This is a genomic window from Schaalia suimastitidis DSM 15538 (assembly GCF_000429105.1).
GTDB lineage: Bacteria > Actinomycetota > Actinomycetes > Actinomycetales > Actinomycetaceae > Pauljensenia > Pauljensenia suimastitidis.
On record NZ_AUBF01000008.1, the window covers coordinates 27,742 to 50,207 of the forward strand.

The 22,466-nt window shown below is 55.5% G+C and carries 13 protein-coding genes; 3 read left to right on the plus strand and 10 right to left on the minus strand.

Features of this window, described 5'->3' with window-relative positions:
• Positions 1-26 precede the first annotated feature (26 nt).
• The 5 genes from G438_RS0103630 to G438_RS0103650 all read right to left on the minus strand — a co-directional run bounded on the left by G438_RS0103630 (position 27) and on the right by G438_RS0103650 (position 9,650).
• Positions 27-992, minus strand: coding sequence for an AAA family ATPase (locus tag G438_RS0103630; protein ID WP_026460199.1), 966 nt, complete (start codon positions 990-992; stop codon positions 27-29).
• Positions 993-1,031: 39 nt separating this feature from the next.
• On the minus strand, positions 1,032-7,061 hold the full coding sequence (locus G438_RS10580; RefSeq protein WP_084403033.1) for an Ig-like domain-containing protein: 6,030 nt from the start codon (positions 7,059-7,061) through the stop codon (positions 1,032-1,034).
• Between the two features lie 239 nt (positions 7,062-7,300).
• Positions 7,301-7,870, minus strand: coding sequence for a hypothetical protein (locus G438_RS0103640; RefSeq protein ID WP_051259256.1), 570 nt, complete (start codon positions 7,868-7,870; stop codon positions 7,301-7,303).
• Positions 7,867-9,327 (minus strand): hypothetical protein, encoded by a 1,461-nt coding sequence (locus G438_RS11880; RefSeq protein WP_051259257.1) that lies wholly within the window; start codon positions 9,325-9,327, stop codon positions 7,867-7,869. Before G438_RS11880 ends, G438_RS0103640 begins: the two co-directional genes overlap by 4 nt.
• Entirely contained in the window at positions 9,327-9,650 is a 324-nt protein-coding gene (locus G438_RS0103650; protein ID WP_026460201.1) for a hypothetical protein, read from the minus strand. The genes G438_RS11880 and G438_RS0103650 overlap by 1 nt, the downstream gene beginning before the upstream one ends.
• A 193-nt stretch (positions 9,651-9,843) precedes the next feature.
• Between G438_RS0103650 and G438_RS12320 the strand changes: the two genes are divergently transcribed.
• Positions 9,844-10,026, plus strand: a complete 183-nt coding sequence (locus G438_RS12320) for a hypothetical protein (protein WP_131245749.1) — start codon at positions 9,844-9,846, stop codon at positions 10,024-10,026.
• Between the two features lie 622 nt (positions 10,027-10,648).
• Here G438_RS12320 and G438_RS0103660 read toward each other — a convergent pair.
• From G438_RS0103660 to dnaK, 4 genes are read right to left on the minus strand one after another with little or no spacing between them, the layout of a single operon-like run.
• Complete coding sequence (locus G438_RS0103660) at positions 10,649-11,203, minus strand: heat shock protein transcriptional repressor HspR (RefSeq protein WP_026460202.1); 555 nt, start codon at positions 11,201-11,203, stop codon at positions 10,649-10,651.
• A gap of 1 nt (position 11,204) precedes the next feature.
• Positions 11,205-12,260, minus strand: coding sequence for a DnaJ C-terminal domain-containing protein (locus tag G438_RS0103665; RefSeq protein ID WP_026460203.1), 1,056 nt, complete (start codon positions 12,258-12,260; stop codon positions 11,205-11,207).
• 37 nt (positions 12,261-12,297) lie between these two features.
• Positions 12,298-13,083, minus strand: a complete 786-nt coding sequence (locus G438_RS12620; protein WP_051259258.1) for a nucleotide exchange factor GrpE — start codon at positions 13,081-13,083, stop codon at positions 12,298-12,300.
• Entirely contained in the window at positions 13,080-14,915 is a 1,836-nt protein-coding gene (dnaK, locus tag G438_RS0103675; RefSeq protein ID WP_026460204.1) for a molecular chaperone DnaK, read from the minus strand. The genes G438_RS12620 and dnaK overlap by 4 nt, the downstream gene beginning before the upstream one ends.
• A gap of 360 nt (positions 14,916-15,275) precedes the next feature.
• Here dnaK and G438_RS0103680 point away from each other — a divergent pair, with 360 nt between their 5' ends.
• Both G438_RS0103680 and G438_RS10595 read left to right on the plus strand, forming a co-directional pair.
• Positions 15,276-16,439, plus strand: coding sequence for a methyltransferase domain-containing protein (locus G438_RS0103680; RefSeq protein WP_026460205.1), 1,164 nt, complete (start codon positions 15,276-15,278; stop codon positions 16,437-16,439).
• Between the two features lie 266 nt (positions 16,440-16,705).
• Complete coding sequence (locus G438_RS10595) at positions 16,706-17,233, plus strand: GtrA family protein (protein WP_240470971.1); 528 nt, start codon at positions 16,706-16,708, stop codon at positions 17,231-17,233.
• Positions 17,234-17,590: 357 nt separating this feature from the next.
• On the opposite strand, the gene G438_RS0103690 is transcribed toward G438_RS10595, so the two are convergent.
• Complete coding sequence (locus G438_RS0103690) at positions 17,591-22,327, minus strand: SdrD B-like domain-containing protein (protein ID WP_026460206.1); 4,737 nt, start codon at positions 22,325-22,327, stop codon at positions 17,591-17,593.
• Positions 22,328-22,466: the final 139 nt, after the last annotated feature.

Below are 22,466 nucleotides of genomic sequence, written 5' to 3' on the forward strand. Positions count from 1 at the left end.
GAATTCTCTTGAGCTGATTCACCAGATCACACGCCCACTGCAGGAGATGGCACGGTTGCCAATGCCCGCGCGATAATACCTGATGCGGTTGCCCCTGAAAATGAGGCATCCGGGTCGACGACAATGCGGTGTGCCCACACAGGTGCTGCTAGTGCTTTCACGTCGTCAGGAAGAACGAAGTTACGGCCCTGAGCGGCTGCCCACACTCTAGCACAGCGCACCATGCCAATCGCACCGCGTGTGGATACACCTAGGAGACTCGTCTCATCTTCACGCGTTGCCTCTGCAAGGGCCGCAACGTAATCCAAAACAGCCCGGTCCATATGGTTGTGTGCTGCCAGCGCAGCTAAACGTGCCACATGTTCTGTGGCAAGTAATGATTTGAGGAACTTTGAGCGGTCAGGGGTTGCTGCGCCTTCGAGGATATCGACCATGGCCCCTCGGGATGGGTACCCCACAGATGTCTTCATTAGGAAGCGGTCAAGTTGCGCTTCAGGCAACGGATATGTTCCAGCTTGTTCCACCGGGTTCTGTGTCGCGATCACCATGAAGGGAGTTGGCGCCGCATGTGCCACACCGTCAACGGTCACCTGAGCTTCTTCCATCACCTCAAGGAGTGCCGACTGGGTTTTCGGCGACGCGCGGTTAATTTCGTCAGCAAGGACGATTTCAGCAAAGATCGGGCCGTTGTGGAAACGCCACTGGTTGCTTTGTTGGTCGTACATATTCACGCCGGTAATATCACTTGGCAACATGTCTGGAGTGAATTGAATACGTGAATTCGTACCGGAGATAGTGGCTGCGATTGCTCGCGCAAGCGCGGTCTTGCCTGTCCCTGGAGCGTCCTCAAGAAGCAAATGCCCGCCAGCAAACATTGTGGTGAGTGCAAGCCGAATCACATGCTCTTTGTCAAGCAAAGCTTGGGACACTCCTTGCACAAGGCCGTTGAATGTCTGGGAAAAGCGGCCTGCATCTTCGGCGGTGATTGCCATCGTTTATCTCCTGAAGGTGATGGGGTGTGAGTCAAGGTCTTAACGCGGGCGACACGATAGTGAGGTTGTCAAAGCGGTGTCACCGTAAGGTAGGCGAATGAGCGGAGTTGGCAACGCTTTTTCCTTATTGGCCGCAACGATGAAGGTTTGCCCATTGGCTGGACCAGCGGTCACTGTGCAACGCAATTCGGTCACAGCATGCCAGTCACGACTGCTTACTTCAAGCAGTGCGCATGTCATTGCAGGATTTTCCTGTTCCTGAGCTGTGCAGGCGCGGGCCGAAGCAGTGACCGTCCCATACGGGTAGGCGCTTTTTTCTGGTGAGGTTGCCGTATTTCCAGACCTGTTGGTACCGGTCACCTTCACAGTGAGTGGTGTTCCAGGCTGGGCGGGTATGTCAATTGAACCTGTGGCACTTATTGGCCCTTGAGCAGTGTGGAAGAGTGCGCCATTAACGTAAACCTGGATACGTTCGATCCCTGCAAAATCGGCACCCGGATCTGCGGTCCACGATGCACTCACTTTCCGTTCGCCTGGAACCAGAGTAACGTTCACCGCCCCCATTGGCCCTGTTGGCTGTGCGGTGGCGCTTATCGCTGGGCTTGCAGTATTGCTGCCAGCAGCCGTCGAGGCTTGCCGGAAGTACACGGTCGTGAGTTGGTCAGAGTTCACCTGAATCGTTGAGCTCTGCAGCGGTAACCATGTGGCCTGATCAAGACTGTATTGCAAGGCTAATTGACTTGCTGAGTACCCATTCCCTGGTCGCAGTGAGACTCCAGCGACACGCAACTGGCCGTGTGTGCCGGTTGGTGTCAGACGAGGAGTACCTGTAAGTGCGGCAGGTGTGCCGAGGGCTTGGAATTGGAAGGTTTGCGGTATCGAAGTTGCACCACCGCCGTTTGTCACCACGAATGTGGCATCGACACTTTCGCCGGCATCGATGGTGAAGGAATCTGACGTGGGCAAGGTTGAAACATCGGAGGAATATGTGCGGGTTTGTCCAGCCACGGTCACATGGACAGTGGTCAATGCCGGGCCGTTAGAACTGAGGTAATCCCAGTTCAATGTGACGGTCGACTGAGCGCCATTTCCTTGGGTGGCGGACACTCCGATCCACGACACACCAGCAGGCACGCCATAGGGCACGGTTCGTGCTGGTTGCGATACTGCTGATGGCTGTTCGGAGCGATTGTGGGCCTGGATTGACACCTCATAAGGAACACCATTTTCAAGGCCACTTACCACGTGCGTAGTCGTACGCCCATCAACCTCAACAGTGCGGCTGCCTCCAGATCCTCCGTTGATGAATAGGACATACTTCGTGATGGCTGAGCCCTTCGTCTCTGCGGCCTGCCATGTCACGGTCATTTGAGTGTCACCCGGTATTGCCACCACACCGGTTGGTTCCCCTGGCTGCACATCGACAAGAACAGGGGCTGACGCAGGTGAAGGGTCAGATGTGCCCATGCGATTGTGTGCCACCACGGTAAAGGAATGGCGATTCCCGTTTTCAAGGCCGGTTGCGGTACAAGTGGTCGTTACACATTCAAAGGTGGCGCCGCTCGACGTAGCGGTCAGGGTGTAGCCCGTAATTGTCGAACCGTTATCAGCCCCTTGTCGGAAAGTAACGACTGCGGTCCCCGGACCTGTTGGTGTGACATCCGTAATCGTCGGAGCGTCAGGACGGTCTTTTACCGCCAAACGAACCTTACCTTGAACGATACGAGCTGGATCACCGGTGGCATCCATCAGTCGATACACCACCGTCATCTCACCACGGAATGCTGCTGACGGGGTGATATTCAGTGTCGAACCCTGCGGATCCACTGTGCCTTCACCCAATTGAACCGAGGCATCCATTATCCGCACCGGCACATCGGGGAATGGGTTCATTGTGTAGTGGGTCAGATCGATCCGTTGTGTACCACCCGCCTGCGCGGCCTCGACAATGGCGTCAGATGTCTGGATAAGTGGGCGCGTTGACGCGATGACTGTAATCGGGATCTGCGTTTCCACTGCACCTGACCCGTCATCAACAGAAATCACCACATTGCCCGCTGGCCCCTTCGGGTGGTCTACACCAGCCGAAACCTCAAGCGTGTGCTCATTCAACGTCACGTCAATCCCCTGAGGAGAACCTGCCAAAGCGTAGGTGAAGTCGCGGGGGTCTGCGCCGTCAGGGTCGGTGACCATTAACGACAAGTCGAAGGTGGCGGGTTCTTCACCGGGTGCCACGCTAATGGGGGTGGGTCGCAATGACGGGGGTTGGTTTTCTGTTGCCGTTACTTCAATGGGCATTGTCAGCACTGCCGACAATGCCGAATCGTCATCACGAGGCCCATCGCTGACAGCGAATGACACTGAGGTTTTCCCCGACCATTCGGGTGTTGCGGTGAAGGTAATACTCCTGTCGCCTGACACCGAAATATCTGGTTCGATGCCAACTGATCGACGCACAGTGGTTGCGTCAAGGATGCGTGGGCTGCGTCCTTGCCTGACCACAACATATTCGCCAATATCGATCGTCATTGATTCGCCGGAGCGCATTTTCAGTGGGACCTTGGAGGCGTCAATGGTGGGGTTTGTGCGGTCGATACCTGCGACGGATACCAGTGCCGATGCGCTCAATCCATCGGGGTCTGTCACTGTGTACACGACGAGGCGACGCTGCGCTTGCGGGACAATAACCAGTTTGTTGTCAACAACGTTGACGTCATCAGTGTGGGTTGACACGACGAGAGCACCCGCATCGCCGTCGGGATCGGTGTCGTTGGCCAACACTGAAACGGTGACGTCACCACCTTCGGGAGGCAGATCGGCAAGAGAGACAATGTCGTCGCGTGCTACAGGTGGCTGCAGCTCTGCATCTGGAGCAACATTGACAGTGAGTGTTCCAGTGCCCAGACCGCCTCTTCCATCGCTCACGGTGTACGACACGAGGTACGTGCCCGCCTGAGCGGGTGTGGTCATTGTGATACTGGCGTGATTGACGCGCGCGTCTATTTCTGGCGTATTTGTCTCAACTTCAGGCAGCAAGGAAATGGGGTCACCGTCAGTGTCAATGTCATTAGCCAGGACAGGTACCGTGAGGCGACGTTCAGGTCGCGCCAAAACAGTGTCAGGTACCGCGATAGGAGACGCGTTATATTCTCCTGGAGCGGCGATGCCGACGCGTACCCTGGCGACAGCCTGTTTTCCTAGGCGGTCTTCCACAATGTAAGTGAAGACGTCGGTGCCCGTCACATCTGTCGCAGGCGTGTACTCAAGCCAGTCAACTCCCAGAGTCACAGTGCCCTTGGTTGGCGACTGTTCAATACCTACTAGGCTGACTGAATCCCCGTCGGGATCAATATTGTTCAGCGGAACTGGGATTTTCGTGGATTCGCCTGCAACAGCCCATGCGGTGAGTGCTTGTGGGCGTGGAGCAGCATTTGTTTCTTGTAGCGGCACAACTTGGAATGTGACGAGCGCAGTGGCCATATTGCCTGCACTGTCGCGCACAACGTAGGACACGTGCAATGTGCCTGCTTTCGTACCTGCCTCTAAGCGCACAAGATTACCGGTAACAAATGGCGTACCCACTTCAGGGTCAGGCGTGTATTGAAGGACTGGATCAATCGTGAGTGCTAAGCCTGCTGGGGACCGATCATTAGAGAGAACATTTACTGAGGCTACGTCGCCAACACGGACGCGGGCATGGTCGGGCTGAAGTTCAGGTGGTTTGGTCGTATCGAGCGCACTTGTGGGCACAACCGTTACCAGGGCCGATGCTGTATGCGTCCCATTGGACACCCAGTATTGGAACGACACGGCATTTTCAAGGCCGGAAGGTGCAGTGATTCGAAGCAGATGCCGATCGACCAGCGACACTTCGAGTCCAAGATCTTGTGGGACCACGATCCTTTGTACGACAAGTACTCCACCAGCTGGATCAGAGTCGTTATTCAGCGGAGCACTGAGCGCTGACCCCCCTGCAGGAAGGACAACCAGGTCGTCTTCTGCAACAGGCGTAGCCTGGTCGTCCGCGTTCACAACATCGACACGTATCATTCCGACCGCGGTCGCCGGACCATCTGTCACCGTGTACGTGAATTGGTAGGACCCGGGCGCCTGCGCGCCAAAGGTCACCGTGTCCAAATCAAGATCAGGTGTGAGTGTGGAACCAGGGGGAGCTGGCGATACCGCAACAAGGGCGATGGGGTCGCCATTAGGGTCTGTGTCGTTAGCTAATGGCTCAATGAGGAGTGTTTCACCTGCGCGGGCGACGACGAAGTCGGCATTTGCGATCGGAGCAATATTGCCCGCAGGTTGAACATTGACGGTAAGCGTTCCATACCCTGTTTGTCTGCCATCGGACACTTCCAATGCGATGGCGTGCGGGCCGGGCGTCGCACCAAGATCACGTATGACGAGCGTGCCTTCTTCGCGGAATTGCACGTCGAGGCCATCTGACGCTTGGGCGTTGGCGAGGAAAATAGGGTCCCCATCTGGGTCTAGCCAGTCAGTGATGACGTTATATTCGATCTGTGCTTGTGCGCCGATCTTGATGGATGCATCGCGTAGTTGTTCTGGTGCACTGTTGACACTCCACGGGTGGATATTGACTGTGACCGTTGCTGTGTCGACTGCTTGTCCGTCGGATGCTTCGTAGGTGAATGTGGTGGAACCTGTCGCGTGGTCAGGTACACCCGTTATTTGGAGGGCACGACCACCTCGCGTTCGGACAACTTGAGCGAAATGTGGGTCAGAGATATTCCGTGCTGTCAGGACGTCGCCGTCCGCATCACTGTCATTCGACAGTACTGGCAGTGTGGTCGTTCGTCCAGGACGCACCCCGAATGTGTCATCTTGAGCCTCTGGGGGCGTATTTTGTTCTCGACGCTGTGGGTCAGCAATTTCCTCGGTAAGATCTGGGGAGTCTTCGAGTTGTTCGTCCTTGTCGAGCTCTGATTCAATTTGATCCCAGTCATTCATGAGGACCATTTTTTCTTCAGGAAGCCAGACTGCTCCGCCTCGTACATCGTTAAGAACAATACGGGTACGGTTGGTGCGGAAACGGGGTTCGCTCGCATTTTGCAGTGAGTCTACTTGCAAAGAATCTGAGTCCGCAGTGTTGTCACATGCACGCAAATACGATCCCGACTGTCCCCACGCAGCATAGGTGCAGCTCTTGTGGCGAACTGGGGGTGCCGCAATGCCGGGCGTCGAAGTGGTGTTGGCTTCAATGATCTGTGGCGTGGAGCCATCGAGTGGGACCAGGATGAGCGCCGAATCACTGGCCAAAGCCACCGTGTCGGCCTTCGGTCCAGCCTCTTGAAGAACAAGGTTTTTTGGAATGTCGTATTCGGTCAGGGATACCGCTCGTCCGTCAGGTAAGCGCAGACTATGGGCGGTGTGGTTGTAAATGACCGGTTGGTTTCCCACCGCAGTAACATCGAGTGTCGCTGCACTATCAACATTGTCCAGCGAGGTTTCAGTGACACGTTCAAGCGTGCCTTCGATAGTGACAGACGTAAGCAGCTGGTTGCGTGCTGAAGCAGCGAAAACGGTCCCGTCAACCGCTGTCACTACGACACCACTGTCAAGTCCAGTGGCAACAGCAGCTTCGTCGGTAAATGAGATTGCCGACGGCATATCTGCTTGCGTAGTCCAGAGATTTCCTTCGGCTGTGTCGAGTACGCCGAGGCGTTGTCCACCTTGGTGGACCACAGCACCTTGTGGCAGCGATGTTGCTGCTTCGACGGTCACCTGTGCGACGTCAATGGGTGCCAGAGTGTGTGTGGTGCGATCGGTAAGGGTGACGACATCTGCGGTCTGGCCAATATCAAAATCCGTAGTTTGGGTCCGAAGCGCAGCATCAAGTGTCCGCGAATCGTAGTTAAGATGCCCGACCAAACGCTTTGAACCATTGGTCACCCAAATGCCGCCGTCATCAACATCAACCTCGGTGGTTGTCACACCCTGGTGAATGATCGCGAGTACAGAAATGACCAGGCTCACGACCAGAATGACAGCCGCCGGTATGCGGCTCCTGATCGCGTATTTCCCGACACTATTTCGAGACGACATTCACACCTCTGAGGCTGAGGGGACTACAGCAGTGTCAGTTTCTCACATGTCGACTAGGGCATGCTCAGGCTGTTACCTGACAGACAGTTTTGACATCCACCGCATGCAACCTGCAAACGACCTAGTCCATTTCGACGCGATATTCGACCTGATCACGGTCATATCCAGCCACACACCGCGGTAGGCGGGGTGCCTCTTGATGTCTTCATCACTGCCACAAGTGGAACAGCGTAACTCTTCTAGCGGGGCGCTCCTAATATCTGTATCCACATACGACCTAACGGGCGCTCCACAATCAGTTCGGCATTGCCAAAACCGGTACTCCATGGGCGACTAATCGTAGAAAGATCAATATCAGGTGTCTGGGTATCTTCTTGGGTCACAGTGGCGTAAGAATCTATCGCTGCTCCTAAACCCGTGTGTTTTTCGATGTAGGTAACGATTGCCTCAGGCTCTGCCTTCAACGAAATTACGTACCCCCATCCTCCCGGATACGATTCGGCAAATTTGAGCGCAGGACGTACTTCAATGTCGTAGGCGCCCTCAGGTAAGTCGGCACCTGGCGATAGGGCCAAAATACTATCCAAATATGCTACTGACGCCGGGTAGGGAAAATTCTCCAACAATTCTTCCTCCACAATTCCACTCTCCTTCGAGTCATCATTGGTCACTGGCGATGAAGCGTCGTCGGCCCCAGCGTTACCTGCAACAGGATGAGTGGTGTCGTTACCACGATCTGTTGAAACGAGGCCACAGGCCGCCACCAATGCTGAAGCCATCAACACAGTAATCAACACGCGTAACTTCACGGCCCACTCCTTACGGTTGACACGCCTGACAGATCATATTCTTGCGCAATACCCGCTCTGTGCAATTCTTGCAGCTGCGCATCGCTCACTGCCACAGGTCCGATAGTCACACCTTTGTTTCCATCCCAGTTATAGCGGTCAGCCATGTGCACCTGGTAGTCGTAGCGTGAAGACCACTCGCCGTTAGGCGATGAGGGAGGATAAACAGTTACCGTACCTGCGACTGCGTATTGAAAACCACCGGTCGCGTAGTACCAGTTCTCACTTTCCGACTTCTGCGCATAGTGGCTTTGCCAGTCGGTGGTAAACGGATACGTCACAGGGCCACTAGCTCCTGCATTTTGAGCTGCTTTGACAGCATCAGCAGCAACAGCATTCAGACGCACATCCACTTTACCCTGCAATGACGGTACTTCAGTTAGAAGCCGATCGACATTAGCATCCAACGGTTTGCCACTATTTCCAAGAAAATGCGTCAGATTCTTTGACGCATCAGGCCACACTGCCTTTAAACCGTTTGCTGCCTGCGATGCTACCTCATGCACCAGTAGGTCATCTATCGTAGGAGAGTACTGCCCATGAGGCCCTGAACCGTCTTCAGGTGTATCACCACCGTACTTCCAGGGCGTTATCTTTGGAATGGGCGCATCTTCACCAGCAACTGGTTCACCCAATCCAAAAGGCGCTCCAGTACTATCTGTTTCCCCTTCGCCTTGCGGCTCACCAGCGCCCTTTCGACCGTCACGAGCACCGCCAAGTGAATCTCGCCTCCATGCGTCAGCAAGCAAAGCGCGTCCCGCAATGCGTGTACCGCCCAAACCAGCAATAGCAGCTCCATACATGCTGATTACGTACGCACTGGAAGAGAAGGCCGCAGCGGCATTCTCAATGAGGGTATGGATGTGAGTCGTCTTCGCACTTACCCAACTGGTGACCTGAGCTAGCTCTCCAACAGTTGGGACCGTGTTTCCCGACGATATCAGTGGCGTGAAATGAACCAGCGCGTCGTCAACGGCGGCTTTGGCATTACTGTGCAACCCCTGCGCAATATTTGCCTGCTTTTCAAGAATCACGGACACGCCATACGCTGCCTGCGCGTGCGCGGTGAGGAGCGAGGAGAGTTCCTTGGTTCTACTCCGAAATGCGGTTAGAGTCATAGCTTGCTCACCATCAAGCACACCTACACAGGTACGAATGTCAGCAGCGTTCTCTTCAAGTTCTTGAGCAAATCGCCGCCAAGCAAAAATCGTCGCATCGACTGAAGCCCGATCGAAATCCAACCGTTCGACCAATTCCAACAACGGTGAAAGCATCGTTGATAACCACACCGGCACCCCATAAGTACTGGTATTGACATATCCCGAATGTTTCAAATCTTCGTTCTCAGCCCAATGAGAAACACGTGCGTTCTCTGCAAAATCAGTAAGTGCTTGCGTCGCGCGCTCAACATCATTCATTATTGACAACTCTCAATATTGGCGATCATTGTTTCAGCCCGACGAGAAATCTGAGCTTCAGTTCGCAGAAAATCGTGCGCCGTTTCCTCCAAAGCCTCCGCAACCCGCTCGATACGGCATGCAACGGTTTTGTTTCCTGCACAAACATCCCTGACTAAGTCGTCATAAACTGACGCAACAATTGGGGATAGAACCTGTCCGAAAGCATCAGGTTGAACTCTACAGCGTTGAAACGAATCGAACGCTCCGCACCGTCTGGCGATCACATCGAGATTTTCGGAAACACTGAACCATCCTTCTGGTGCACAATCGATATTGTCCATTCAGGATTCCCTTCGGTTCGCACGGCGCGTCTATTCACACAATATACGTGTCATCTTCTTGGCACACAACGACACGACATAGGGCTCTGTCGCCTAGTGTGCTGGTACCTGATGTGAGCGCACGCGGTCGGGTTCTGGAACGGTGTTAATTACTCCAAGGGCCTGCTTAAAAGAGTGGCTCGAGGATGTCGTCATGATAGCTCGCACTAGTGGCGAGCCGATTCGTCAGATCGCCCAGTATTTCCAGATCACCGCATCGTACGTGCGCCGCTCGGATTATGTAGCTGAGCAGGCTGAGCACCTAAGTGCCGTTGCCGCATCCCAAATCTGCTGGGTTGCGTGCCCTCAAACGCTTCAACCACGTCCTCGAACATAAAATGAGATCTAAATAAAGAGCCACAGCGCATGCTGACTGCAGAACTCCCCAATATGAAATATCCGCTTGTTTGCAAGCAGGCATGCAGCGCATCGGGGTCACGCTCATGTCGGGTATTGGGATTGCAACACCAGCACTACTGTCGGTGAATCAAGTTCCCCATCAGCACCAGCGAGCCCACACTGGCTACTGGACGAACGCCCAGATTGACGCTCGCCGTAATGATCCAAAATGCTGAATATCGCATCCTCGCCGCCGATCAAGCCTTGTCGGATAGGCCAAGCGGACGATCGCCTCCGCTAACGGCTGGTGGAGAGAATTAGACAAGAAACGCGACACAAACACTCAACCAGGGCCCGCAATTCACAATATCTGTGTGTCATCAAGGACGTGTTGCTCAGCCGAATCGTCGGCTACTCACACTCTCAATAACGCAAATCCCGGCTTGCCGTTGTCGCGTTAGACAACAGCATCGTCCTGCACAGCGATGTTGTCGGCTGCATTTTCTAAACAGAGCTGGGCAGAAAGCTCCGATAGAGCATACGCGCAGCATTGATCTTTACCTAGTGCAGGGGCGTCGATCGCCAACATGCAGCTACACTGCCGCAGGAAAACAAAGGGCCTACGCCTCGATAATACGAACGCTGCCTTCAAGGACACGCACACCTGCAGGGCCTGCCTCAATGACAGCACGCACGCGGTGCGGCGCATACACGGGTGAGGTGGTTGCGATGCCACGCCACAGAGCAACTTCTCCTCGGGCCACGTCAGCATCGCGAAGGCCGAGGCGCTGGCCACGTCGCACCGGATGGACTTCACCTGTGGGGGAGGCAGTGAAAACACGGTTTTGACGTTCGTCGAGTTCATCGAGTTGGCGGCGCATAAGTGCGCATTCCGCTTCGAGGTGCTCGACTTGTCGCTCAAGGTCAAGGATGCGTTTAATACCTTCGAGATTGATGCCTTCGTCCTGACTTAAACGCTGAATTTGTCGGAGGCGCTGAATATCTCGCCCGCTATAGCGTCGTCCGCGCCCTTTGGTGCGTTGAGGAATTACCAGGCCAAGACGGTCGTATTGGCGTAACGTCTGAGGGTGCATACCTGCGAGTTCAGCAGCGACGGAGATGACGAAGGTCAGTCCTGCGTCATCTGCGCCGCCACGTCGATGGTTGCGCACCATACTAGTTCTCCGCCTGCGTCATGAGATCATCGCGGATACCAACCTGGCCCAGGGCTGCATCAAGGGTTTTCACTGCCGCAACCTGTTCGGCCGTCAACGAGTGCGGGACCTCAATGCGAAGTTCAGCAATCAGGTCGCCCGTTCCCTTGGAGGTGTGCACGCCCGCACCGGGTACGCGCACCTCAGTGCCCGAGGAGGACCCTTGTGGGATCGTCACCATTTGGGTGGTGCCATCGAGAAGTGGCACAGTTACCTGCGCACCCAGAGCCGCCTCGGCAAATGTCACCGGCAGAGTAAAACGCAGGTGGTTTCCGTCGCGCCGGTAGAGCTTGTGTGGGCGCACCCGGACGGTGAGGAGAATATCGCCCGGCCCTCCCCCGTTACGGCCCGGTTTGCCTTTGCCTGGTAGTTTCACGGTTTGACCGTCTTTGACCCCGGCAGGGATGCGCGCCGAGATCTGTTTACCGTCCACGGTCATACGCACGGTGGCGCCCGACAGCGCCTTCCTGAAACTCAGCGTGGTGCTGGCTTTCTGGTCGGCGCCTCGTTCTGGGGTGGCACTATGCGCGCCGTAATGGGGCTGTCCACCGTAGGTGCCTGCGCGGTAGCTCTGCCCGAAGGGGTTTGACGAGGCGCCGGCGAAGTCCTGCGCACCACCGAACATTGAGAAAATATCATGAAGGCCGGGGCCGCCTGCGCCGCTTGCGTTGCCTGACGTCGAGAAGCGCACATTGGCGCGTCCTTGGCCAAACATTGAGCTGAAGATATCTTCGAAACCGCCGCTTGCCCCACCTGGGCCTGCTGCAAATCGCGCTCCACCACCTGCCATTGCACGGATGGCATCGTATTGTTTGCGCTGCTCTTTGTCCGAAAGGACCGCGTAGGCTTCACCGATTTCTTTGAATCGTTCTTCTGCTTGCGTATCACCCGGGTTTTTGTCGGGGTGCCAGGTGCGCGCAAGTTTGCGGTAAGCCTTGCGGATTTGTGCGCTGTCGGCGTCTTTACTCACGCCAAGGATCGCGTAGAAATCCTTTTCAAACCAGTCTTGTCCGCTCATTGCGCGTCACCTCCTTTTGCGTGTTGCTTTTCGTTGTTCACTCCGGGTTGTCGACGAGTACTTTTACGGCCCGCAAAACCTTGTCCGACCGACGGTATCCCGGCTGTAAGACCTGGGCAATGACCGGGCGGTCAACCTCAGGGTTGACGTTGGCCATGAGCGCTTCGTGGCACTGTGGGTCGAAGTCGTCACCCGCGGACCCAAAGCGTGTCAATTCAAAACGCACATTGAGTGTGTCTTCAAGTTTGGTCGCGATTGCAGCGAAGGGACCTTCTTCAAGGTCGCCAGCCTCTCGCGCTGCATGTATGTCGTCTAAGACCGGCAGAAGGGCTTCAAGGACATCCGTTTTACCGCTGTCACGCGTTGCCCCTGCTGCCTCCTTGGAACGTCGAACGTATCCGGCGTACTCCTGTTCGAGGTTATACAGGGACGCACGTGTACGTGCCACCTGGTCTTCGAGTTCGGCGATTTTTTCCAAGGCTGCAGCTAGGTCTGAATCACCTAACTGGTCCTCGAAGGCACTCATGTCGATGTCACCGTCGCTTGGCTCGGCCTGTGTTGCTTCGTCTGACACGGCGTGGGCTGACTCCTCTGGCGCGGCCTGTGCGTAATCGCCTCGCGCGTCGTGGGTAGCCTCGTCAACGTCTTCACATGCGGTGGAGTGCGTATTGGACGAGGCAGATTCCCTGCTATTGGGGTTTACTTGTGTTTCGTCAAATGCACCGTGAGCGCCAGCATCGGGCGCGGCGGCGCCGCCCGTGGAGGCGGCGCCGTTTAGGTCCTGCGGCTGGTCTGTTGACGAGTCGGCGTGGTCGAGACTCACTTCTTTTCGTCCTCGTCCACAACCTCGGCGTCAATGACTTCATCTTCGGCTGCAGGTGTCTGAGTGTTTTCTTCAGCCTGCTGGGCCTGGTAGACCTCTTGTCCGACCTTCATGCTGGACTCATTGAGTTTGGCCACAGCTGCTTTCACTGCCTCAATGTCGTCACCTTTAAGGGCTTCCTTGACAGCGTCGACGTCGGCCTGGACGGTAGCGCGGGTATCTTCGCTCACCTTGTCGGCATTATCTTTGAGGAGCTTCTCGATGGAGTACGCTGCTTGTTCGGCGCCGTTGCGCGTTTCTGCGTCTTCACGGCGTTTCTTGTCTTCGGCTGCGTGCTCTTCAGCTTCGCGAACCATGCGTTCGATATCTTCCTTGGGCAGAGCCGAACCACCAGTGATGGTGACAGATTGTTCCTTACCTGTACCGCGGTCTTTTGCGGAGACATGAACGATGCCGTTGGCGTCAATATCGAAGGTGACTTCAATCTGCGGCATACCACGCGGAGCTGGCGCAATGCCGGACAGTTCGAAGGTACCCAGCGGCTTGTTGTCGCGGGTGAATTCACGTTCACCTTGGAAGACTTGGATCAGTACTGACGGCTGTCCGTCTTCCGCGGTGGAGAAGACTTCCGAGGCTTTGGTCGGGATCGCGGTGTTGCGGTCGATGAGCTTGGTCATGATGCCGCCCTTGGTTTCAATACCCAGGGACAGTGGTGTGACGTCGATGAGGAGGACATCTGTGCGGTCGCCCTTAATGACACCAGCCTGCAGTGCAGCACCGATTGCCACGACTTCGTCGGGGTTGACGCCCTTATTGGGTTCACGGCCACCGGTGAGTTCTTTAACGACAGCGGTCACTGCGGGCATACGGGTGGATCCGCCAACCAGGACGACATGGTCAATGTCGGAAACCTGAATACCGGAGTCACGGATGACATCATGGAAAGGCTTTTTGGTGCGGTCGATGAGGTCGGAGGTCATTTCTTCGAATTTGGCGCGAGTCAGCGATTCATCGAGGTGAATGGGGCCATCAGCCGTCATTGACAGGTACTGCAGGGAAATATTCGTGCTTGTTGCGCTGGAAAGTTCCTTTTTGGCCTGCTCTGCGGCTTCCTTTAGGCGCTGCAAGGCGACAGGATCTTTGGACAGGTCCGCACCGGTCTTAGTCTTGACTTGCTGAATCAGCCAGTCAACAATGCGTTGATCCCAGTCGTCACCACCGAGGCGGTTGTCACCTGCGGTTGCGCGAACCTGAATGGTTGAGAAGCCGTCATCTTCCTTACCGATTTCCAGCAACGAGACATCGAAGGTGCCGCCACCGAGATCAAAAACCAGGATGAGTTCGTCTTCTTTACCTTTTTCGAGGCCGTAGGCCAGTGCCGCAGCGGTTGGCTCATTGACGATACGTTGGACATTCAGGCCCGCAATTTGACCGGCGTCCTTTGTTGCTTGACGCTGAGCGTCGTTGAAGTATGCGGGAACGGTAATGACAGCGTCGGTCACGGGTTCACCAAGGTATTCTTCAGCGTCCCGCTTGAGTTTGGTGAGGATACGGGCGGAGATTTCCTGAGGGGTGTAGTCTTTGTCGTCAATTTTGACGGTCCAGTCGGTGCCGATATGGCGTTTGACTGAAGAAATCGTGCGGTCAACGTTGGTAACAGCCTGACGCTTTGCAATTTCGCCAACGAGTACTTCGCCTGTCTTGGAGAATGCCACGACTGAGGGGGTGGTACGCAAACCTTCTGCGTTGGCGATAATCGTGGGTTCGCCACCTTCGAGTACCGCGATTGCGGAGTTGGTGGTACCCAGGTCAATACCTACTGCACGTGCCATAAACGTTTCCTTTCTGTGCGCCGCACGAGGCGGAGCGAGAAGAATCGGGTGAGGACCGATTCATACTTGAGTCTGATGGACTCAATGTTACGCACCGTGCCACACAGGCGCAACTTCAATGCCGAAAGTTGAGTCAAGTACGCTCAATTTTTTCAGCTGTTAGCCACTTGATCTGCACTTATCCTCTGCCCCCACTCTTACGCCACCCCGCACTAACACTGGCAAATACGCTTATGGTTGCCCGCACACTCGCAATAGCGGCATGCGGCGCAACACCACAAAGATGCTGACTTTAGGGCACACAGCCACGACAACGAGGCCTAATGGCCAAGACCGCCCGATCTGTGCCACTATCAATCCATGCGTTGCGAACACTGGGAGCGATCTGAATGCCGCTCGTGCACGTGGCTAGATATTCCTCTGGACACACAGGTGCAGATGAAGGATGATGCCGCACGGCAGGCGTTAGCGGCACTTCCCTACGCCTCGGCAATCGAGTGGCTTTCTCCTGCCACCTCTAGCGAAACGGCCTTTCGCACCAAAGCGAAACTAGTTGTGGGCGGCACACCACGCCGCCCCACCTTAGGGACCCTGGATCACGAACGCGCGGGGGTTGATCTGCCTACCTGCCGCATCCAGCACCCAGCCATTAATTCGGCTATTCCCGCACTCAAACGCATTATTCGTGCGCTGCGCCTGCAACCATATGACATCACTCAAAAACGTGGCGAATTGAAATATATCCACATTAACGTTGGCACCGACGATGCGTTGATGCTGCGATTTGTCTTGCGCAGTCGGGAGCGTCTCAATGATGTGCGGGCAGCGCTAGGACTAATCCGTACGTTAATCCCCTCAGCCAGGGTCATCTCAGCAAATATTCACCCTCGACATGAAGCCACCCTTGAAGGGCCTGATGAGATAATTCTGACGAAACGCAAAACCGTGCCACTTTCGGTGGGCGATGTTGAACTACTGGTGGGTCCGCGATCATTTGTCCAGACGAATACGCATGTTGCTGGCGAGTTGTATCGGCAGGTCAGCATATGGGCCGCCCTTGCTCTTCCCAGTGGCGAGGCACCGCACAGTATGTGGGATTTGTACTGTGGAGTAGGCGGTTTCGCCCTGTCATGTGCAGCGCGCGGCTTTGAATACGTCACGGGCGTGGAGCTCAGCCATGAGGCGATTGCCTCGGCACGCGAAGCAGCCAAGGCCGCTGGTATTGGACGCAAGCGATCTGATTTTTTGGCTGCCGATGCTACCGAGTGGGCTCGCACACGTGATGCCCTCGCCCAGCCCGATGTCGTGGTCGTTAATCCCCCGCGACGCGGCATTGGAAGTGACCTTGCCAACTGGATTAACGAAAGCTCCGTGCCTCGCCTGGTCTACTCTTCGTGCAACCCCTTGACGTTGGCGCAGGATTTAGAGGCAATGCCTGCCTATCGCGCAACGCAGGCACGCCTATTCGATATGTTTCCTCATACCTCCCACGCGGAGGTCGCTGTCGTATTACATCGCGCGTGATACCCAACGGCAGGCAGCTTTCCAGCATTTCCCGCCATCCCTACCCCACCGGCACCTACCCCGCAACCGTCACATTGCCTCGGCACACCCCGCACACCAACGGTCACGCACGCTGACGGTCACACACGCTGACCACTACGCACGGTGACCGCTACGCATATCTCATAAGACAACGGATAGACCTTTTCACCTCATATTCAGCTTCCACAGCTAACGCACAGCATTGGCATAAGGGCACCACAACCGTGGCCGCAATAGTTATGGGCATGGAGAACACTGCAGCCCGTAACACAGTCCGCTCGACGCTGATAGCTCTGGTGACACGCTTCGCTCAACCGTTGCGGTACGTCGCCTCGTCACTGTCATCGACCGGACTGGACTACGCTCTCCTGCTTGGACTGAACGCTACTGTTGGCGGCCTGTTCCTCCCCGTTGTGGTTGCGCGTGTGTCGTCGTGCACGATGAACTACCTGCTGAACCGGAAGGTATTTGCAACTCAAGGCAAGATGTTGTCCACCGGCCTGAAATACGCTGTGATGGCATCAAGCGTCATGATGCTGTCCTACCTTTCTATACAGGCACTGGTTGCTGTCGGCCTGCCGTTATGGCTAGCAAGTCTGACTGCTAATACGTCGCTCTTCGTGGTGAACTACCTGGGGCAAACCTTCTTTGTCTTTGGTAGCCCTGCCGATGTCGTACCTGCTTTTGCGGCACTACGCTCACAACTTGCGTCCTTCGCCGAGGCCGTGGCAGGACGCTTCCATCGCCCAGCCTCCGTTGTACTGGCAGCCTAATCAGTGTTCCCCGCGTGCTGATCACTGGTCCTCGGTGCGGCGATCGCTGGCACCCGCGTGCTGATCGTTTGCCCCTCGTGCGCTGAGGGGTTACTCACCGGCCCCGTTGCAGCGGTAGCCTGATCGCTGGCACCTCGTGTGCTGAGGGGGTGATCCCCCAGCCACGATTACAGTCCACCTAGCCAGTGCGTGCAGCATGAATTGTGTACGAGCTGGAATGCTTGTGATATTAGCTGCGGGCACTGAAATCGCCCTCGATTGTGTGCATTTGAAGATGTGACGTAGACACGAAGCCGCCCGCGGAGATTGTCCGCGGGCGGCTTGTCCGTTACTTGACGCTGAGGTCAGGCGCTATAGTCACGCGCTCAGGCGTCGGCGGATGGCGATGGTGGCTCCGCCAGCAAGGAGAAGCACGATACCAAAGCCTGCGATTGTGACACCGTCGGTACCGGTCTTAGCGACCTTCGATGGTGCCTTCTTGACGTAGCCGAAGTCGAGGGTAAGGTCTTCGTCGCCGTCGTTGGTAAGGTCGCGTGAGACCTCAAATCCACTTGACGAATCCCCAGCGGCGTCACCTTGCTTGGGTGTCGTCGCATCGTAGCCCGCAGGTGGCGTCACCGTCACCTTGTACTTGCCTGGCACCAGGTTCGGGAACTCGTAGTAGCCATTGCCGTCGGTCTTCACCGGGTTCACCGGATTGCCGTCAACATCCTTGATCAGGTTACCGTCAACGTCAGTGATGCTCAGCGTGACATCTTTGATACCCGGTTCGCCTGGATCTTGGCGTCCATTCTTGTTGGTGTCTTCCCACACGTAGTCGCCGACTTTGACCTTGGGACGAATGTACCCGAAGTCCAACGTTGGGTCTTCGCCACCGTCAGTGGTCAGGTCGGTGGACTCAGCCTTGCCAGCCTGGGCGGAGGAATCCTTCGCAGTGTCGCCGCCTTGAGCATCCGTGGTAGCAATGAAGCCCTCAGGAGCAGTCACGTTCACGGTGTAGTGCTGTCCAGCAGGCAACACCGGCAGATTAGCGAAGGTGTACTTACCATTGGCATCCGTGGTGGTTGGACCGACAAGCTGCCCAGCAATATCGCGCACCTCCTGATCATTAGGACCAACGATCGTCAGCGTCACGCCCTTAATACCAGGCTCGTCATCATCCTGCACACCATCACGGTCACGGTCTTCCCACACATAGTCACCCACCGAAACACGTGGACGCACATAACCGAAGTCAAGGGTAAGGTCCTCGTCACCATGTTGGTTCAAACCAGTCGAAGCAACCGTACCAGCCTCAGCCGACGAATCCTTCGCAGTGTCACCACCTTGAGTATCAGTTGTGGGAATGAAACCTTGCGGAGCAACGACGGAAACCGTATACGACTCGCCCGCACCCAAAATGGGCAGATGAGCGAAGACATACTTGCCATCATCATCAGTGGAGACCGGCCCTACAGCGTTACCTTTGACGTCGGTAACAGGCTGACCACCAGGGCCAACTATCCTCAACGTCACACCCTTAATACCGGGCTCGCCATCATCTTGCACGCCATCGCGGTCAAGATCTTCCCACACGTAGTCACCCACGGTAACTGAACCCGGAGTCTTCGCATGCCATGGATCATCATCAGTGACAGGCTTGCCAGAAGCAACACCCTTACCACCAACAGTCACAGTATCAGCATGCACAGTATTTGCAGCCATACCTTGGAGTGTGGCGGTACACGTATAGCTTTCTCCCACTGCAAGGACAGTCGCAGCATCGAAGGTGACCACGCCGTTGGTTGCGGTAACTTCGTTGCCTTTCAGTGTGCACTTGAGGTCGGCAAGGGTCGGACCGGTGGTGGTTGCATCTGAGAAAGTAAGTTCCTTCAGACTTTCATTGCCATTATTGGTCACATCGAAGGTAACGGTCTTAGATTCTTCAACCTTAAGTTGAACCGCAGCATCAGCAGTATCAGCATCACCAACGGCAAGGGTATCGGAATACTTCTCCACCAAGATGCTAGGAGCAGCCTTGATGTACCCGAAGTCCAACGTGAGATCTTCATCCCCGTTGGCGATCAAATCCTTCGATTCGGCCCGTCCAGCTTGAGCTGATGAATCCTTCGCCGCGTCAGCGCCAGCATTTTCCTTCGCAGGAATAAAGCCAGCAGGTGCGGTCACAGTGACAACGTAATGGGTGCCGGCTGGCAGCACCTCCAGGCCTGCGAACAGGTATTTACCGTCAGTACCAGTGGTCGTTGTTGTCGTAGCATTGGTGCCATCAGCGTTTTTCACTGTGGCTCCGTCAGTGCGTGAAATGGTGAGGGTAACGTCTTTGATGGGGCGATCAGTTGCGTCCTGCAAACCGTCATCATTGACGTCTTCCCACACGTAGTCACCTACGGCAACTTGCGCGCGCACATAGCCGAAGTCCAACGTGAGGTCCTTTTCGCCATGAGTAACCAGGCCCGTGGTTGTCGCAAAGCCCGCCTGAGCTGAAGAATCAGTGGCGGTGGTTCCTTGCCCATCTTGGGTGGCAACGAAACCAGCAGGAGCAGTCACCGTCACCTTGTAGTGGTCGTCCGGGCCAAAGGTTGGCAGGTTTTCGAAGAGGTACCTACCTGTGGCGTCGGTCGTAGCAGGTCCGACAAGATTGCCCCTGACGTCCGTTACCTGTGCGCCCGCTGAATTGGTCAGCGTGAGCACAACACCTTCGATGGGTCGATCGGTGCCGTCTTGGATGCCATCACGGTTGACGTCTTCCCATACGTAGTCACCCACTGTGACAGAGCCTGGGGTACGTGAATGCCACGGGTCGTCGTCGGTTACTACCGTGCCTGAACCTACGCCCTTACCTGTGACCGTAGCCTGGTCAGCGTGGGACTTATTGGCTGGCATGCCGGGCAAGGTAGCTGTACATGTGTAGCTTTGCCCAACCGGCAGCACCGTATTGGGGTCGAAAGTAACGACACCGTTCGCGGCGGTGACAACTGTGCTTCCTAGGGTGCAGCGCAGATTCGTCAGGCTCGGTCCGTCACCGGTATCGTCGCGGAAAGTGAGTTCCCGCAGATCTTCGTTGCCATTATTGGTGACCTCAAAGGTCACGGTCTTAGATTCGTCGACTTTGAGTTCCACTGCGTCGTCTGCCGTGTCGGCATCACCTGTGGCGAGCGCGTCAGAGTACTTTTCGACCTGAATACTTGGTGCGTGACGTACGTAGCCGAAGTCGAGGGTGAGATCCTGTGCACCGTCAGTCAAAAGCGGCGATGCGGTCGCATGGCCAGCAACAGCCGAAGAGTCCGTGGCAGTGTCAGCACCAGCGGTTTCCTTCGCTGGACGCATCCCCGCAGGCGGGGTCACGGTGACCACGTAGTCCACACCCTGCGGCAGGATTTGCAGGCCAGAAAACAGGTAGTTGCCCTGGTCATTGGTAGTCTCTGTGGTGTCTTGTCGAGGCGTTCCATCCGCATTATTGACAGTGTTACCATCGCTGCGCGAAACGGTGAGCGTAACGTCCTTAATGGGGCGGTCGGATGCATCTTGCACACCATCGTCATTAACGTCTTCCCAGACGTAGTCACCGATGGAAACAGCAGCGACTTTTGTAGCGGTGTTTTTGATATTTACTGTCGTCACCTGTTGATCACCAATGGTGAAGTTGACTTTGTCAATCTCAGGTGTTCCCCATTGGACAGTACCGCTTGGTGCGGGTGACACCGTAGTCGGGTCTTCCGTTACAGCAACACGGGTTCCAACAGGAAGCGTAACGATCGGGTCGAAGTAAGCAGTTTTACCAGGGGATATTTTCATTACACCTCGACCTGTCACCCCATCCGTATCCATTGCGAAACCAGCCGGTGGTGTCCACTGTGGCGTGAATTGCGTGAAATGCTGTGGAAGGGTGAATACGACACCGAGGTCGAAGGTTGTGCCATCTTGAAGCAATGACGCCCCATTACCATCAACAAGTTTGGCCACATTGAATGTACCGAAGCCCCGTTCCATACGGACGGTGATCGTCACTGCTTCAGTGTAGAAGGTGGTACGGGTGATCTGTTGATCAATACCGACCACGGAAGCCGTATTGCTGTAGATGATGCCTGGGCGCACTGGCGTATCAAATTTAACTGGCACGCGAACCACCATATTGGTGCTTGGAGGGAAGGCACCGGTGATGATGATATCAACGTTGGTACCGTCGGCTGACGGAGTCATTTGAAGACTCCAGTTCTCGCCGGGCGAGTTGTAGACGTTGTTGATACCCCTGAGCACGATCCATTGAGCAGGCGATGCAGCGCTCTTGCCGAGGATAAGTGTTGCATCCCATGGGCGTGACGCATCGTAGGTTTGGCCTGGCCCCAGCGCATCTTTAATAGTGAGAGTTGAGCGTGTATGTCCGTCAGCAATAAAGGTTCCGCTAGGTATGGAATGTGCAAGATAATCCGTACCCCACACGATTGACCACTGACCAGTACGCGCACCCTGGGTGAGCTGCTCGGCCCATTTTTCGAATTCCCACCCAACATAGGGTTCGGGCCTAATCGGTTGCCCACCAGGTAGACGTACCTGTGTCACAACGCCGTTGAGGTTGAAAGGCACCGTTGAGGTTGTTGTGGCAGCGATCGCGGTCAGTAGGACTGTAGCGTTTCCTTGAAAGGCTCTAAAGCCACTGTCATAGAGTTGAGCCGCAGTTTCGTTGAATGTGCACACCATTTGTTTCTGTTCGGACACGCAGGTACCGACGTTATGGGAGACACCATTGGGCGCGGGAACGACCATCGCATCTTGACGCCCGATTTCTCGAATATCGAAGGCGTCAGGAAGAATAATGCTGAACGACATCCCGCTGGTAATAGGTGCAACGTTGCTCGCGTTCCAGTCAAATGCGAGTTTCGCGACATTCCATTCATAAAGCTGGTCGTCGACAGCACCGGAACCGGTGGCGTCTGTTTTTACCAGGGTCGCGTTATTCACCACAATATTAGGATTATTGTCAGCCAGGGTTGGACGTGCCCCGATGAAGACCAAAGCAAAACACAGGGCCGCGATGAGGACACCAAGAACCCCCTTTCTCAAATTTAGGGGGCCAGACAAGACGTTGGGAGTCATGGAGTCCTCTTTCGCCGGGCGTAGAAGCCGCTATATGTGCACTAACAGGGATTCACTCAATAGTCAATGAACGCTAACGCCTCAAAGAAATGAGCATGATACTTCATAGGTAATCCTAACAGGATACTGTATTGATATC

Excerpts from the sequence above, each read along its gene's own strand:
- G438_RS11880 (WP_051259257.1), bottom strand. The coding sequence starts at position 9,327 with ATGAATGATGTTGAGCGCGCGACGCAAGCACTTACTGATTTTGCAGAG.
- G438_RS0103660 (WP_026460202.1), bottom strand. The coding sequence starts at position 11,203 with ATGGTGCGCAACCATCGACGTGGCGGCGCAGATGACGCAGGACTGACC.
- G438_RS0103680 (WP_026460205.1), top strand. The coding sequence starts at position 15,276 with ATGCGTTGCGAACACTGGGAGCGATCTGAATGCCGCTCGTGCACGTGG.
- G438_RS10580 (WP_084403033.1), bottom strand. The coding sequence starts at position 7,061 with ATGTCGTCTCGAAATAGTGTCGGGAAATACGCGATCAGGAGCCGCATA.
- dnaK (WP_026460204.1), bottom strand. The coding sequence starts at position 14,915 with ATGGCACGTGCAGTAGGTATTGACCTGGGTACCACCAACTCCGCAATC.
- G438_RS12320 (WP_131245749.1), top strand. The coding sequence starts at position 9,844 with ATGATAGCTCGCACTAGTGGCGAGCCGATTCGTCAGATCGCCCAGTAT.
- G438_RS10595 (WP_240470971.1), top strand. The coding sequence starts at position 16,706 with ATGGAGAACACTGCAGCCCGTAACACAGTCCGCTCGACGCTGATAGCT.
- G438_RS0103630 (WP_026460199.1), bottom strand. The coding sequence starts at position 992 with ATGGCAATCACCGCCGAAGATGCAGGCCGCTTTTCCCAGACATTCAAC.
- G438_RS0103650 (WP_026460201.1), bottom strand. The coding sequence starts at position 9,650 with ATGGACAATATCGATTGTGCACCAGAAGGATGGTTCAGTGTTTCCGAA.
- G438_RS0103690 (WP_026460206.1), bottom strand. The coding sequence starts at position 22,327 with ATGACTCCCAACGTCTTGTCTGGCCCCCTAAATTTGAGAAAGGGGGTT.
- G438_RS0103665 (WP_026460203.1), bottom strand. The coding sequence starts at position 12,260 with ATGAGCGGACAAGACTGGTTTGAAAAGGATTTCTACGCGATCCTTGGC.